The sequence below is a fragment of the Paenibacillus sp. JT22N1 genome (genome assembly GCF_059692155.1).
The window spans coordinates 63,791-77,547 of record NZ_JCAUAW010000029.1; the positions used below are offsets into that span (position 1 = coordinate 63,791).

18 protein-coding genes are annotated in these 13,757 nt (G+C 47.9%); 11 read left to right on the forward strand and 7 right to left on the reverse strand.

Annotated features, from left to right (window positions below):
* Positions 1–140: 140 nt before the first annotated feature.
* Complete coding sequence (locus AC58UU_RS35155; RefSeq protein ID WP_497322155.1) at positions 141–1,436, forward strand: MFS transporter; 1,296 nt, start codon at positions 141–143, stop codon at positions 1,434–1,436.
* Between the two features lie 220 nt (positions 1,437–1,656).
* On the forward strand, positions 1,657–2,391 hold the full coding sequence (gene pyrH, locus AC58UU_RS35160) for a UMP kinase (RefSeq protein WP_497322133.1): 735 nt from the start codon (positions 1,657–1,659) through the stop codon (positions 2,389–2,391).
* Positions 2,392–2,474: 83 nt separating this feature from the next.
* On the opposite strand, the gene AC58UU_RS35165 is transcribed toward pyrH, so the two are convergent.
* Positions 2,475–3,488 carry a zinc-dependent alcohol dehydrogenase family protein gene (locus tag AC58UU_RS35165; RefSeq protein ID WP_497322134.1) on the reverse strand — a complete coding sequence of 338 codons (1,014 nt, stop codon included), beginning with the start codon at positions 3,486–3,488 and terminating at the stop codon, positions 2,475–2,477.
* A gap of 111 nt (positions 3,489–3,599) precedes the next feature.
* Between AC58UU_RS35165 and AC58UU_RS35170 the strand changes: the two genes are divergently transcribed.
* Both AC58UU_RS35170 and AC58UU_RS35175 read left to right on the forward strand, forming a co-directional pair.
* Positions 3,600–4,007 (forward strand): winged helix-turn-helix transcriptional regulator, encoded by a 408-nt coding sequence (locus AC58UU_RS35170; protein WP_497322135.1) that lies wholly within the window; start codon positions 3,600–3,602, stop codon positions 4,005–4,007.
* Between the two features lie 59 nt (positions 4,008–4,066).
* Positions 4,067–4,270: a hypothetical protein gene (locus AC58UU_RS35175; RefSeq protein WP_497322136.1), complete on the forward strand. Its 204-nt coding sequence runs from the start codon at positions 4,067–4,069 to the stop codon at positions 4,268–4,270.
* Positions 4,271–4,589: 319 nt separating this feature from the next.
* Here AC58UU_RS35175 and AC58UU_RS35180 read toward each other — a convergent pair whose 3' ends face one another.
* Positions 4,590–5,483: a GNAT family N-acetyltransferase gene (locus tag AC58UU_RS35180; RefSeq protein WP_497322137.1), complete on the reverse strand. Its 894-nt coding sequence runs from the start codon at positions 5,481–5,483 to the stop codon at positions 4,590–4,592.
* A gap of 166 nt (positions 5,484–5,649) precedes the next feature.
* On the opposite strand from AC58UU_RS35180, the gene sigY reads away from it, so the two are divergent.
* The 6 genes from sigY (at position 5,650) to AC58UU_RS35210 (ending at position 8,425) form a co-directional block, all read left to right on the forward strand.
* The gene (gene sigY / locus AC58UU_RS35185) at positions 5,650–6,171 is read left to right on the forward strand and encodes an RNA polymerase sigma factor SigY (protein WP_497322138.1); all 522 of its coding nucleotides are present in this window, start codon (positions 5,650–5,652) and stop codon (positions 6,169–6,171) included.
* Entirely contained in the window at positions 6,172–6,585 is a 414-nt protein-coding gene (locus tag AC58UU_RS35190) for a DUF5345 family protein (protein WP_497322139.1), read from the forward strand.
* Positions 6,578–6,799: a sigmaY antisigma factor component gene (locus AC58UU_RS35195; protein ID WP_497322140.1), complete on the forward strand. Its 222-nt coding sequence runs from the start codon at positions 6,578–6,580 to the stop codon at positions 6,797–6,799. Before AC58UU_RS35190 ends, AC58UU_RS35195 begins: the two co-directional genes overlap by 8 nt.
* 20 nt (positions 6,800–6,819) lie before the next feature.
* The gene (locus AC58UU_RS35200) at positions 6,820–7,605 is read left to right on the forward strand and encodes a CPBP family intramembrane glutamic endopeptidase (RefSeq protein WP_497322141.1); all 786 of its coding nucleotides are present in this window, start codon (positions 6,820–6,822) and stop codon (positions 7,603–7,605) included.
* A gap of 126 nt (positions 7,606–7,731) precedes the next feature.
* Complete coding sequence (locus tag AC58UU_RS35205) at positions 7,732–8,091, forward strand: hypothetical protein (RefSeq protein WP_497322142.1); 360 nt, start codon at positions 7,732–7,734, stop codon at positions 8,089–8,091.
* 1 nt (position 8,092) lies between these two features.
* Positions 8,093–8,425 carry a CPBP family glutamic-type intramembrane protease gene (locus AC58UU_RS35210; protein ID WP_497322143.1) on the forward strand — a complete coding sequence of 111 codons (333 nt, stop codon included), beginning with the start codon at positions 8,093–8,095 and terminating at the stop codon, positions 8,423–8,425.
* Positions 8,426–8,514: 89 nt separating this feature from the next.
* Here the strand turns inward: AC58UU_RS35210 and AC58UU_RS35215 are convergent, their stop codons facing one another.
* Positions 8,515–9,318: a DUF6597 domain-containing transcriptional factor gene (locus AC58UU_RS35215; protein WP_497322144.1), complete on the reverse strand. Its 804-nt coding sequence runs from the start codon at positions 9,316–9,318 to the stop codon at positions 8,515–8,517.
* Positions 9,319–9,407: 89 nt separating this feature from the next.
* Here AC58UU_RS35215 and AC58UU_RS35220 point away from each other — a divergent pair, with 89 nt between their 5' ends.
* A complete protein-coding gene (locus tag AC58UU_RS35220) occupies positions 9,408–9,857 on the forward strand; it encodes an SRPBCC domain-containing protein (protein WP_171649611.1) in 450 nt (149 codons plus the stop codon).
* A 276-nt stretch (positions 9,858–10,133) separates the two neighbouring features.
* Here AC58UU_RS35220 and AC58UU_RS35225 read toward each other — a convergent pair whose 3' ends face one another.
* Genes AC58UU_RS35225 through AC58UU_RS35240 form a run of 4 tightly spaced genes read right to left on the reverse strand, consistent with a single transcriptional unit; the run spans position 10,134 to position 13,466 of the window.
* Positions 10,134–10,805, reverse strand: coding sequence for a GNAT family N-acetyltransferase (locus AC58UU_RS35225; protein ID WP_497322145.1), 672 nt, complete (start codon positions 10,803–10,805; stop codon positions 10,134–10,136).
* Positions 10,806–10,826: 21 nt separating this feature from the next.
* Positions 10,827–11,537 carry a GNAT family N-acetyltransferase gene (locus tag AC58UU_RS35230; RefSeq protein WP_497322146.1) on the reverse strand — a complete coding sequence of 237 codons (711 nt, stop codon included), beginning with the start codon at positions 11,535–11,537 and terminating at the stop codon, positions 10,827–10,829.
* Between the two features lie 32 nt (positions 11,538–11,569).
* Entirely contained in the window at positions 11,570–12,427 is an 858-nt protein-coding gene (locus tag AC58UU_RS35235) for a carbon-nitrogen hydrolase family protein (protein WP_497322148.1), read from the reverse strand.
* A 49-nt stretch (positions 12,428–12,476) separates the two neighbouring features.
* Positions 12,477–13,466 carry an acrylyl-CoA reductase family protein gene (locus tag AC58UU_RS35240; RefSeq protein ID WP_497322149.1) on the reverse strand — a complete coding sequence of 330 codons (990 nt, stop codon included), beginning with the start codon at positions 13,464–13,466 and terminating at the stop codon, positions 12,477–12,479.
* Between the last annotated feature and the right edge of the window lie 291 nt (positions 13,467–13,757).

Below are 13,757 nucleotides of genomic sequence, written 5' to 3' on the forward strand. Positions count from 1 at the left end.
TTTGATAAGAGGGAGAGTTTTTTTTATTGTAAAGAGAGAGGGATTTCCCGGCCTTGTAGCCAATATACTAGAGAAAATACCAATTGATGAGAAGGAAGGGTGTGACCCTCGTGGCAAAGCTTGAATCCACTTCCAATCCGATGCAAGCACGTAAAGTATGGACTCTGTTCTTCTCCTTACCGATATTCGCTTGGGCGATGTACGATTTCGCGAATACGATTTTTTCCTCCAATATCGTGACTGTTTTTTATCCATTTTATTTAAAAGAAACGTTAGGTAAGAGCGAAGAATTGAATCAGATCGCCAGTACTTTCATTACTTACTCCAATGCAATATCCAGCTTCTTTCTCGTGTTATTGTCTCCCTTATTCGGGGTATGGATTGACCGAACAGGAAAAAAGAAGGCTTACCTCGTCCCCTTCACGCTTATTGCTATCGTGGCAACTCTGCTCATGGGTGCTTCGGCCCTTTGGCATACAGACCAGCAGTGGATGGGACTCAACACCTCCATATTAGGCGTGATTTTCTTTTTCATGGTCGCCAAATTCTTTTACAATTCAAGCTTAATCTTCTACGATTCAATGATTTCGGATCTGGGTAATGCACGTGAAATCCCCATCATTTCCGGAGTTGGCGTAGCGGTTGGTTATGTCGGTACTTTAGTTGGACTTATCGTGTTTCCATTGATCAACGGCAATCATTTTGAAAATACGTTCATCCCTAGTGCGCTTATGTTTCTGATCTTCTCTTTGCCTATCATGTTTTTTTACAAAGAGAAGCCTCAGAAGCCCGTCAGAGGGAAAAAGTCGCTCCTCAGCGGTTACCGTGAGATCTGGGATACGTTCAAAGAAGCAAGAAAGTACCGAGCTGCCTTCTTGTTCATGATCGCCTACTTCTTCTTTAACGATGCGATTGCCACGGCGATTGCCGTGATGGCCATTTATGCGAATACCGTTATGGGCTTCACCACGGGGCAATTCATTCTTCTCTACCTCGTTTCAACGGTATCAAGTATCATCGGTTCGTTCCTTTTCGGCTATGTGGCCAGAAATATCGGTCCCAAGAGAGCGGTGACCATCGTCGCCTTCATCCTTATTATTGCGATCTCCTTAGCGGCATTTGCAACTAGTCAGAGCATATTCTGGGTTGCCGGCAGCTTGTATGGGGTTTCTATGGGCGCCATGTGGGTCACATCCCGCACACTGATTGTTGAGCTAACGCCGGAAGAGAAACGCGGTCAATTCTTCGGATTGTTCGCCTTCTCAGGTAAAGTGTCCTCGATCGTTGGGCCTGCTCTTTATGGTACGATTACCTGGGCGCTAGCGTCATCTGGCAACCTGGCTAGCCGCGTAGCCTTAGGCTCCCTCTTGATCCTAGTCATAATTGGTCTGTTCGTTCATATGCGTGTGCCGCAGAAATTGCATTCCTCCTCTTAATTCGTGTACAATAACTTTTAATCATAGACGGAAGGTGTGAGGTATATGAAGGGTCCTGTTGATATTAGCAACGTGGTCTTTTCCTATTTCTCATTCATGGAACACTAAAGCATTCATTGCTTTAGTGTTTTTTTATGGGTGCAATCCGTCTACTGGCGCAGGTCGTGCTTATTGTGAAAGTCAATGTTACAGATTTTTTCATCTGGGAGGAGAGATGGATATGCGGTACAAAAGGGTCCTAATTAAACTTAGTGGCGGGGCAGTAGCTGGAGATAGTGAGTTTGGCTTTGATCCTACGCAGCTGGATCACATTGCCAATGAGATTATGACCGTTGTCAATCTAGGTGTCGAAGTGTGCATCGTGATAGGCGGAGGCAATATTTTTCGCGGGAACATGGGTGAGAGCTGGGGAATCGAGAAGGCAGAGGCTGATAATATCGGTACGCTTGCTACCGTCATCAACAGCTTGATGCTGCGCGGTGTTCTTAAAGCAAAGAGCGAAGCTGAAGTGCGCGTCATGACTGCGATTCCGATCGCTTCTGTGGCAGAGCCTTTCATCCGACTGAGGGCCATTCATCACTTGGAAAAAGGGTACATCGTTATTTTCGCTGGCGGCAATGGGCAGCCTTTCGTCACCACCGATTATCCATCGGTCCAAAGAGCCATTGAAGTCAACTGTGAAGCGATTCTCGTCGCGAAGCAGGGGGTTGACGGTGTATTCGATAAAGATCCGAAGCACCATAAGGAAGCTCTTCAGTACAAATCACTCCACTATAACGACGTTATCCACAATAATCTCCAGGTCATGGATCAGTCCGCCTTCATTCTGGCGCGAGATTATCATATCCCTATGCATGTTTTCAACTTCGATAAGCCTGGCTCCATGAAAGAGATTTGTGAGGGTCAGAATACAGGCACGATCATCAGCGGTTCATCCGAACTTATTTTTCATTAATGCCTAGTTTATCAGGGGTAAGCTCCGCTTACCCCAAACCAAAGCATATTTAAAAATGATATGATGTCATTTCTTATGTTGAGTCAAAGCGTAATGCAGATCTTTCCGAAGTAAGAACCATTTTCGAAATATTTGAAAGCGTCAATAGCCTGTTCAAATGAGAAAACGCGATCAATCGCAGGACGAAGTTTATGATTCGTAATGGCACGGTTCATGGATTCAAACATCTCTCTGCTCCCCACATTAATAGCCTGAAGCCGCGCCCTGCGCAAAATCGCAGGCACTACGAGGAAACCTTCTACCGAGCCGCCGGAGAGAAGTCCAACGATGCTGATTCGGCCTCCAACACGAAGTGCTGTGATAGATTGATTAAGTGTCTCCGCTCCGCCCACATCAATAATATGGTCTGCACCTCGACCTTCGGTAAGCTGCAGTACCTCTTTCTCCCATTCAGGATGAACCTTGTAGTTAATCCCAAAATCCGCACCCAGCTGACGGGCTTTCTCTAGCTTCTCATCGCTGCTTGACGTCACGATAACGGACGCTCCTTGAAGCTTGGCGAATTGCAGTGCAAACAAAGAAACGCCTCCTGTCCCCTGCACCACCACCGTATCACCTGCTTTGACATTCCCTTCTTCGATAATTGCATGCCAAGCCGTCACTCCGGCACACGGAAGCGTCGCTGCCTCCGCATCTGTCAGGTAATCCGGTACATGCACGAGTCCTTGCTCAGGCAAGACCACGTATTCAGCCAGCATCCCGTCAAGGGGACTGCCAAGCGTGCTACTCCAGTTGGCCTGGGTCGCCTCACCAGAAATCCAACTTTGCGTGAAAATGCCGCTGACCCGTTGGCCAATACTGAATCTGGATGCCTGCGCACCAAGAGCAACAACCTCGCCAACAGCATCTGAAGTCAGTACCAACGGGTTCGACAGATCGGGTTGATAGAAACCGCCAATGACACCCAGATCACGGGAGTTCAGCGAAACCACACGAACCTTGATAAGCACCTCATTTGGCCCCGGAACCGGTATTTGACGTTCTGCCTGCTTAACATGTGTAAGACCATAACCACCTTGGATTTGAATAACTTTCATGGGTATCTCTCCTTCACAACTCAATATAGACATATATTAGCCCATCAAATAAAATTGAGTAAGTAGGCACTTATTTGTTCACTGGGCACCAAAAGGTGCATTAGGAGGTAAATGATGTTCTTCACCGACAAAGGAAACCATCCTGACATATCCTTGAAAGTTTGCGGCTACAGCAGGATGCTTGAGATCATTTCGAGCAAATGGACGGTGCTTGTCTTCTATGCCTTGGAGAATGGCAGCGCACGATACGGAGAGATGGGAAGGCGTATTGAAGGCATTTCCAAAAAAATGCTGACCCAAACCCTGCGTCAACTGGAACGGGACGGACTTGTCATGCGCCATCTGACGCCAACCATTCCGCCTCGTGTTGACTATTCACTAACTCCGCTCGGTGAAAGTTTGTTAAAACCGATGCAGGAGTTAAAAAAATGGACGGTCGATCATTATTCCGATGTAGAACAAGCAAGAGATCATTATGATCAGTCGGCTGTGTCTCAGGATTTCGTCGAGAATGAATAACAAGCTCCCCATTCAGAGACGAGGGTTACGTAAATAAAACCTGGCCGATGGGCAGGTTCTTGTCTAAAGGCTATTTTGAGCATGGGGAACGAACTTCTCTTGCTATCACTCGCTCGTTAAGATACCAATCCGCCATCTTCTCGTCTGTAAAGATGAAATATATGGTTACAGACACGATTCCACATCCCCTCGTATCTGTAACGATGAAAAATATCTTTACAGCTTCGCTCAGCGGCATAAAACTGCTTTCTTCTCGTTTGTAAGAATGCAAAACATCGTTAGAGACACGATTTCACTTCCCCCTCGCGACTGTAATGATGAAAAACATCTTTACAGCTTGTGTACCGGCTGTAGGTTATTGCACACTTTGCAACAATATGAATATGAATTGGCTAGATCCACTCCCAATGGAAAATGTGCAGTATTCTAAGGAATGGGTATATCATGATGAGGTGCAGATTGGATTATGTGCAATGGAATCATCTCATTCTCTCATGCCTCAGAAAACTTATACTTTCTTATCAACTATAAAAAGGATAGAGAGGCAGCCAAGGCTGCCTCTCTATCCTTTTTACTTCTTTTTTAGCTAAGTAAAAGCACGTAATAGTCATTCGCATTTTTCGTCTTAAAACCACATGATTCGTATAAGCCTAAAGCCTTCTCGTTCTCAACAGATACTTCCAGCTTAATGAAGTTAGCATGATCCAGCTGTTTTAATTCTGTTATCGTTTGGCTCAAAATATGCCGTCCATAGCCTTTACCCCGATACGCTGGCACTACACAAAAGCCATAGATGAATCCACTCTCTTCTGCTTCGACCATGGCTCCAATCTTCCCAATGGGCTCTCTCTTCTCGCCAAGCTCCGCGATCCACGTCCGCTCTTTAGCACCGGTTATGGTTTGGGTGACATACTCTCTCGTGTCGCTCTCCGACATGTTGAACCCTGACATATTGAGCTTAACCAGCAGCTCCGTATCTTGCGCATCCGCTAAACGAATGGCAATGCTATTATCTAAATCTAAAGCTTGCGGAGTCGCTTCCGCTTGCTCTTGAAGCTCCATGACATATTCAGAAAAACTGTATGTTGCGCCAAGATTCGTAAGGAAAGCTTTGCCGCTCTCCGACCCACGCTCATTAATAAAAATCAGCTTCGGTACTTCCCTGCGCCGACACTCGGCTATCGCTGTTTGAACCATTTGGCCAAAAATACCTTGGCGCCGCGCCTCTGGATGCACCATCCCGCTAATCTCTACTTCCGTAGACATAAAGCAATATATGGCCAAAAAGCCGACAAGACGGTCATTTTGATAAAATAAAAAGTCATTCGTCACGCCAGACGGACGATCCGATAGTGTGCTCCAATTCAGTTTAATCTCGATATGGTCATGGCTATTACAAACCTCCCAAAGCTTACGAACTTCCTCCAGCTCCAGCGATGACAGTCCTGCTCTTGGTAATATGCCTTGTTTCAACATGTTGTCCTCCATCATTCTAATGTTCTTACCTGATGTCATTATACATGTCTGAACAATGGCGTGGTAAGCTAATAAATGATTTTACATAAATTTTCGTGCGCATTGAACGATTTATTGGAGCTGTTCGTATTATCTAGGAATTCAGGCAGAGAGGATGTTCATTCACTTGGAAGAGCACGAATTAATTCGTCAGGCCATACAGGGAGACAAAACTGCTCTGTCCCAGCTGCTGCAGCAGCACTATGCTTTTGTTTACAAGTATTTGCTGAAAATAACGCTTAATCCACCGATGGCTGAGGATATTACGCAAGAAACCATGATCCGATGTATCGAAAAAATAAAGCTGTACAATGGGAAGTCCAAATTCTCATCTTGGCTCATAACCATAGCCACTCATTTGATGATTGATCAAGGAAGACGGCGCAAACGCGAGAAGCATTGGCAGGAGCAACAACAGCAGCAATCCTTACGTCAGATGCAGTGGCAGGCCGGACATCAACATGAGGCTTGGCCTGATGTGCTGAATGCCTTGGCAGAGCTGCCGCAGGAGAGCCGTATCCCGGTTATTCTCAAGCATTACTATAGCTATACGTATGAGGAAATTGGGCAAATGCTCTCTATAGCAGAGGGCACAGCCAAATCGAGAGTGCATCATGCACTCAAACAATTGCGAAAGGAGCTGACTTAGATGGAACCGAAAGATCCGAAGAAAAGAGAAGTTTCGAAAAACGACGGGAGCAAGAACCTGGATGACGGCCAAAGCTATAAAGGCAGTGATGTCTATCGAGGGCTAGAGGGTACGGATGAGATGACGGCACAACAGCTGCAAGAAGGGCTTCAACGGCTCGATGAGCTCTTTCCGGCTTTCACACCAAGCCCCTCTTGGTTCGATCAGCAAATCGTTGAAACGCAAAATAAACAGCGTTCAAAACTCTGGAGAGACTTGCTCATATTGTGGATAGCCGCTCTGCTGCTGCTCTCGCTCTTATATGCAATGATGAAGGCACAGCCTATTGTTTTCATCACATTTCAAGTTCTCGCAGTTGTAGCACCTATGGTCTGGCTATTCGTTCGCAAACAGGAGGAACACCACTATGAATGATCCAAAATGGGATCAACTTCCCCTCTGGGCATGGATCTGTATTCCCCTTCTTCTACTCGCGCAAAGCACATGGATGTTCATGGATGCAAGCAAACGCAGCGCGAAATACCCATGGTTTTGGGGGATTTGGGGGATCATTCAAGTGCCGCTCCCCTTCATCGTCTATCTATTCGTAGTTCGTAAAATACACCGTAACTGGTCACGCAAAAAATAATCGTACAAGGATGTGGACAAATGCCAATTCCACTTCATAAAAATAGACGGCTTCTACTATCTCTTACTTTGCTCGGCGCATTTGGCGGAATCACTGTGCTCCCGTATCAGATGTCCCTGATGTCGGGCGGTTTGAGTCAAACATTGGATCAAGCCGGCCTTCCTTTTGGCGCCATGATTGCTTTGATCGTCTTACAGGTTACTGTCATGACATTAATTGCGAGTTGGGTTGGTCTATCGGTTGCAGCTAAAGTAGGTCTGGATCTGCCGATATGGAGAAGTTGGTTGAATGAAGGTCGCTTCATTGGATTTTCAAAAAGATGGCTTGTTATCTCTTTCCTAGGTAGTTTTGTCGGCACTTTGTTGATTTTGGTTCTTGAACTCTACTTGTTTAAACCCTTTCTCCCTGCACTCTCTGTCATCCCCTCGGTATCCTTATGGAAGAGTGTATTAACGATGTTCTATGGCGGTATCGTCGAAGAAGTGCTGGTGCGATTGTGTTTGATGACACTGCTCGTATGGGTATTCTCGAGGTTTCTCAGAAATCGGACACATATCCCGGCTTATCTGTATGGGATCGCTATTGTCGTGGCAGCTCTGCTGTTCGGGCTCGGACATTTACCAGCAACGCAAATGTTATTCGGAGAGCTTACTCCTGTATTAATCGTCAGAGCACTCATCGGTAATGGTCTTCTAGGGATTTTCTTCGGATATCTGTATTGGAAAAAGGGATTGGAATATGCCATCCTTTCTCATATGGCCGGGGACTTCTTCTTGCACGTTGTTTGGTCCTCGATTTTAATTTGATTGTAAAAGTTTAGAAAGGATGATGCCCTATGTTTCACTGGTCTGTCGTATTTATATTACTAATTAGCTGTCTCCCAGGGCTGGCACTAATGTCCTATGGCATCGTGCACCTTAGGTCGCCTTCCGATGCCTGAAGGCAAGAAGCTCCCGTCGGCACCTATACTACGGCTGCTCGTCTTTGTCCAGACCGGCCTGCTCATTGCCTTGCTGGCCGTCGTTGGCGCCTACTTCGCGCCCCGCGTCGGGCTCGAAGATCCCTTCCTTCTCGCCTTAGCGCAAGGCGAAGGCGCAAGACTGTGGGAGCTGCTGCGCCCGCAGCTCCTGGCAGGGCTCCTGGTCGGCGCGCCAGGAGCCACGGTCTTCTTGGCCGGATACTACTTCGTATTCCGGCCTTGGCTTGACGACGCCACCGTCGTCAGCATGGAGCAATTCCGCTTGCAGAGCGGAATTTGGGCACGCGTGCTCTACGGCGGCGTCGCCCGCTGAAGTGCTCATTCGCTGGGGGCTCCTGAGCCTCCTAGCATGGTTGATCTCGTTCCTAACTCCCGGCGGCGGTGTCACCGCCACGGGGGTATGGCTCTCGATCCTCGTGAGCGGCCTCGCGTTCGCAGCGGGGCACGCGCCTTCGTATGCTGCCGCAGGCTGCAAGCTCACCCCACGGTTCTGGACGGCGATGCTCGTCCTGAACCTGTGGGTGTCGCTCTACTGCGGCTGGCTGTTCTGGCAGCATGGCCTCGCCGCTGCCATCGTGGCGCACATGCTCGTGCACGCAGCATGGCTGCCGCTCGATCTTCGCGTCGCTCGGCGTGCGACCGCTTAATACCGAAGAACGGGGTGCCGGCAATTTCATAGCGGCACCCCGTTCTTGCTCTTTTAAAGGACAGGCAGCAAGACGCCTGTCATTCTTGTTCATACCGTCAGCCGAGCATATTCATCAGGAGTTTGGCCGATAATGGACTTGAAATCCTTGATGAAATGCGACTGGTCATGATAACCAAGATCCATGGAGAGCTTGGACCAGTTATGCCGCCGGCTTAGATCCGTCGTCTCCGCAGCATTCTGGATTCGGGCCAGCTTGATGACCCATTTGGGGCTAACTCCGACGTAGTGGTCGAACAGGCGCTGCAGCGTTCTTTTATTCACATTGAAGTAATCGCAGAGGGTATCGACTTTGGTGAGATCGGGCTTCTGATTGATATGATCGATAATCTTATTAATAAAAACAACCTGTTCATCCTGTTCGGGAAGCTTGGGACGGACCAGCTGCTCGATATGTGAAACCATAAGATGTTCTTCCTTTTGAGCAAAAACATCCGTTTCAAGTCGACGTGGATCTATGTCAAAAACGCTCTGTACACTCATTGGATTGTTCAGCAAACCGGAAATCGGCTGTTTCAAAAAAGGATAAAATCCGCCAGGCTTGAATTTGACGCCAAACACGCATCCTTGGCCTTGCAGATAATGCCCATACTTCTCTTTCCCCGGACCGTAGATGGCCGTTCGACCTGGTTCAACGAGGAGATTAACGCAGGGATTCGGGATAACATGCTGCAAATAAGGCTCCTGGTCGGTTAAATCCCACCTAACTATCCAGTAATGTCGGATGAAATAGGCCAGATCTTCGGAGGGGGTAAGTCGCGAAAGCTGGAATTTCTGCTCGCCTTGCTGCAGATTCATAATACCTAGGCTGGGCTTGGAGGCTTTGGGAATCACTTCGCTCACTCCTTGTCGCGTTTTTACAATACATAGGTTATACAATCATCTATACTTAATCATAACACATACCAAAGGAGTGGAAGTATATGGAACTCAAATACGAATTTTACATTGGGGCAGGACTTAAAGAAGTGTGGGATATTCTCGTGACTCCAGAGGGGACGCGTAAGATTCTTTTTGGTAGTGTGCTTCAGTCTACTTTTGAAATTGGATCCGATTATGCTTATGTGGGGCCTGGTAATGACGGTGAGGAAACCGTTCATGTATACGGTAAGATTTTAGCTTACGAGCCGGAAAAGCTCATTAGTTGTACCGAACATGCCGGTCCATCTTACAATCCGAATCATGCGGACTTTGAATCTAGAATGACGTTGTCACTTGAGACTGTTGGGAGCTGTACAAAACTAACGTTGGTCAATGATAATTGGACACCCAACCACCCAAGCTTCGAGACTACCAAGGCAAGTTGGTGGATGATTCTGAGCAATATCAAGACACTCGCCGAGACTGGAAAGACATTGGATTTTGGTTGGTAGGGATTAAACGAGAAGCAGTACGTGGTGTTGCACAGAGCACATTTGCACGATATTTGAGCTTTTCAATAAAAAATAGGAGTCTGTAGAGACTCCTATTTTTGCATTTTCAGTAGATTTTAATAAAATAGAAGCCTCTAAAGGACTGTTATCCATGCTAAAAGAAGAATTTCACACAAAATTCTTAAGAATAACAGCCTTTAAAGACTCTAATCCCTAAACCTTTGCCTTATTCTGAGGAAATAGAAGCCTCTAGAGACTCCTATCCACGATGCTCTTCTACAGAGGTTTAAGCGCCAACGTCACTTTCCCCTCGAGTCCCTCAACCATGTCATGCCATGCCTTAGGTTTATTCGTCAAAACGGAATAATATCGTTTCAAGAACTTCACAACGATCCCTGCGTCTAACTCTGCCTGATCCTCATTTGTCGGCAAGAAACAGAGGTCGAGCTCCTCAACCGCTTCTCCATTGTTCTCCCAAGAGGGATGAACGTATGGGAAGTCGATCCGCTTATAGCCCAGATGCGATAATACCTCGCGCCGTACATAAGGATCCATTGGCTTCACGCCGCCGAAAGCATGATCTTCGATCCGATAGGGATCATAAATCTCAGCGAACATCCCCAGCATCGGCTTGCCAGATTCAGCTGCCAATACTTCAAGATCGCTCCAGCGTTTCCGCGCCAGGAACCGACCGATACCAAGCCCAGCTTGACCAATAATGGTGAAGTCCGTCATCGCCACTTGGAAGTCATCATAGTAGCGGTACTCCGTTGTACCTACGACATTACCTTCATGAACAGCTACGAATACCCGGATACCAGGGTCCTCGAGCGGTTCTTTCCACAATGCGTATTCGAGCACCTCTTCTGGCGGAAATACCTCTTTCATAAGATCATGCATGCTCCGAAACAAGGGATTGTCTATGCTTGTAATCCGTATATACTCCATAATAAAATCTTCACTCCTTCGTCAGATTCGAAAAGGGTTCCGCCACTCCATCAAAAGCGCATGGTTAAGCGACTCCTCATCCTGCAAATAGTTGGGCACAACCTGCACAGGCGTCCGGCCGCAGCGCAGCAAAAAAGTAATAACCGGATCCTTTAACGCGCCTGCCATGACAGCCATCATATAGTCATCCGCGCTCATGGCGGCGGCATGCTTGTGGTAACCTGGCATCCGCCCGCCTCCGAGCAGCCTTCTTAAACCGAGGTGCACGACCACTTCGTACATAGACTGCATCATCAACTTGCCAAGACCAAACTTGCGGTAGGTCGGCATAATACATATGTCCACAATGTAGAGGGTGTCGCCATCAGGACGATGCGTTCGGATGTACCCATCGTCCGTCAAAGATGACCAACTATGGTCAGCTGCATGCTGCTCCTCATAATCTACGCGAAGCCCTGTTATGGACCCAACAACCTGACCGGCCACTTCTACACAAAGTGCCCCTTCGGGGAATCGGGTGATATGCTCCGTGAGCTGCTCCTCATTCCACCATAGCTCGGATGGAAAAGGCGGTGGGAAGCTTTCCTGCTGAACGAGAATAAGTGCGTCAAAATCGGCTTTTCCATAATTGCGAATCACAGCCTCGATCGGTTTATCCCCGTCGAAGACGTATAATTTTTTAGCGTACAACTTCTCCGGCTCTGTAACTTCCTTGGTAGCTTCTAAATCCATTGTGCACTGTAAGCCCCCTTGCTCTCACTTCGTTAGGACCAATCTGTGTATAAATCTGTTCTGCGGTCACGCCACGTGGTGACGGAGCCTTTTTCCCGAACGAGGCTCAGCAGCTCCAGATCCAAATCAGCCGTGACGACCATGTCACCGTTGATCTCGCCTTCTACTAGTATTCCCTTAGGCGGAAAAGGCACATCGTTCGGCGTAATCACCGCGGCCTGTCCGAAATTCCCCCTCATGAAATCAACCGTTGGCAGCGCCCCGACAGTCCCCGTTGTGACCACGTAGATTTGGTTTTCGATCGTTCTAGCGTGGCACGTATAACGTACCCGATGGAATCCGTGCCGATCATCCGTACACGATGGGGCAAACAGCACATCCGCTCCGCGAGCTCTCGCCATCCGGACGATTTCCGGAAACTCCACATCATAACAGACCAGAATCGCAATGCGGCCTTTATCCGTATCAAAAACCTGCAAGGAATCCCCGGCACCCATATTCCATTCCTTCACTTCAGTCGGGGTGATATGCAGCTTCTTCTGCTCCCCAATCCGTCCGTCCGGATAAAATAAATGAGCCGTGTTATAAAGCTTGCCCTCCTCAGAGGTAATATGAGTACCACCAATCAAATACATCCCCGTTTGCTTCGCCAACCCTTGAAAAAGCGTTCGATAAGCATCGGTATACGATGGTAATGCTTCAATGGGCAGCGCCTTACCGTTTTCATCACCTATAGACATTAACTGGGTTGTAAATAATTCAGGAAATAGCACAAAATCCGCCTCAAACTCCTGAGCCACCTTCACATAATGCTCCACCTGCGCGGCGAACTCTTCGAAACTATGTATCGTATGCAAATGATATTGCACCGCAGAAACGCGCATTCTCAACGTCAATCTCTCCTTATTTCGTGAAATGAAAGAAGTACCCGCCTCCCCTTTACAATCGGACAAGCACTCTTCCTCTAACCTTCCCTTCCAGAACCTGCTTAGCAGCCTCCGTAACTCCATCCAACGTAACCTCTTGATAGACAGTCTGTTCCAGGCCTTTGGGCTTCAGTTCCTTCGCAATACGCTCCCATAGGGGCTTTCTAATTTCCATCGGGCAAGCAACCGAATCAATCCCTAACACGTTCACACCTCTCAGGATAAAAGGAAACACCGACGCGGCGAATTCACCGCCACCTGTCAAACCACTCAAAGCAACCGAACCGCCGTACTTCATCCTGCTCAGCACATGGGCAAGGGAGTCGCCCCCAACAGGATCAACAGAGCCCGCCCAATATTCCTTATTCAGCGGCTTGCTTACAGAGGGAGAAAGCTCCTCCCGAGTTAATACCCGCTTAGCCCCTAAATCGAGTAAGTACTGATGATCCGCAGACTTCCCAGTGCTTGCCTCCACCTCATAACCGAGCGCTGCCAGCATAGACACGCTGCTGCTGCCCACTCCGCCGGTTGCACCGCGAACAAGCACGGGTCCCTGCTCTTTGCTTAACCCATTCTCCTCCATGCGCTGAATGGAAAGCGCAGCGGTAAATCCCGCCGTACCCAGTATCATCGCCTCACGATGGGTTAATCCCTGCGGAAGAGGCACGACCCAGTCAGCCGGGACACGTGCAAAGGCGCTAAATCCGCCGTAATGCCCTGTACCCAGCTCATAGCTCGTCACCAACACCTCATCGCCTTCACGAAACCGACGATCTGACGAAGCTATGACGGTTCCGGCCAAATCGATCCCTGGTACCATCGGGTATGTACGCACAACGCGCCCAGTCGGGCTAAGAGCCAAAGCATCTTTATAATTAATTCCAGAATATAAAACACGGATCGTCACTTCACCTGGTGGTAAGTCCTCCAGCCGCAGATCTTTCACATTGGCGGTAAACTGCTCCTCTGATCGTTCCACTATCAAAGCCCCAAAGCTTTCCATCCTGTTTTCTCCTCCTCGATCCAAAACCAGATAACATCAACTTATTACCAACTACTTACTATTTAGTTTACTACTATCAAGCTCCGGATTCAAAAACTGATACCCATCCTCATTCCACCTAAATAAAAAAACCGGCTTGCGCCGTCCTTGGTTGAGTGCTTATAAAGGTTGTTGCAAAACCTCCTAGGCCCCCTAAATAAACTGGAGTCCTCCCGTTAAATAAATTAAACTTATTTACAAAGGGGATGATCCGGGATGGGAAAAAGATTAGGAGAAGAAGTACGTTTGAAA

Excerpts from the sequence above, each read along its gene's own strand:
- AC58UU_RS35155 (WP_497322155.1), top strand. The coding sequence starts at position 141 with ATGCAAGCACGTAAAGTATGGACTCTGTTCTTCTCCTTACCGATATTC.
- pyrH (WP_497322133.1), top strand. The coding sequence starts at position 1,657 with ATGCGGTACAAAAGGGTCCTAATTAAACTTAGTGGCGGGGCAGTAGCT.
- AC58UU_RS35165 (WP_497322134.1), bottom strand. The coding sequence starts at position 3,488 with ATGAAAGTTATTCAAATCCAAGGTGGTTATGGTCTTACACATGTTAAG.
- AC58UU_RS35170 (WP_497322135.1), top strand. The coding sequence starts at position 3,600 with ATGATGTTCTTCACCGACAAAGGAAACCATCCTGACATATCCTTGAAA.
- AC58UU_RS35180 (WP_497322137.1), bottom strand. The coding sequence starts at position 5,483 with ATGTTGAAACAAGGCATATTACCAAGAGCAGGACTGTCATCGCTGGAG.
- AC58UU_RS35190 (WP_497322139.1), top strand. The coding sequence starts at position 6,172 with ATGGAACCGAAAGATCCGAAGAAAAGAGAAGTTTCGAAAAACGACGGG.
- AC58UU_RS35195 (WP_497322140.1), top strand. The coding sequence starts at position 6,578 with ATGAATGATCCAAAATGGGATCAACTTCCCCTCTGGGCATGGATCTGT.
- AC58UU_RS35200 (WP_497322141.1), top strand. The coding sequence starts at position 6,820 with ATGCCAATTCCACTTCATAAAAATAGACGGCTTCTACTATCTCTTACT.
- AC58UU_RS35205 (WP_497322142.1), top strand. The coding sequence starts at position 7,732 with ATGCCTGAAGGCAAGAAGCTCCCGTCGGCACCTATACTACGGCTGCTC.
- AC58UU_RS35220 (WP_171649611.1), top strand. The coding sequence starts at position 9,408 with ATGGAACTCAAATACGAATTTTACATTGGGGCAGGACTTAAAGAAGTG.
- AC58UU_RS35225 (WP_497322145.1), bottom strand. The coding sequence starts at position 10,805 with ATGGAGTATATACGGATTACAAGCATAGACAATCCCTTGTTTCGGAGC.
- AC58UU_RS35230 (WP_497322146.1), bottom strand. The coding sequence starts at position 11,537 with ATGGATTTAGAAGCTACCAAGGAAGTTACAGAGCCGGAGAAGTTGTAC.
- AC58UU_RS35240 (WP_497322149.1), bottom strand. The coding sequence starts at position 13,466 with ATGGAAAGCTTTGGGGCTTTGATAGTGGAACGATCAGAGGAGCAGTTT.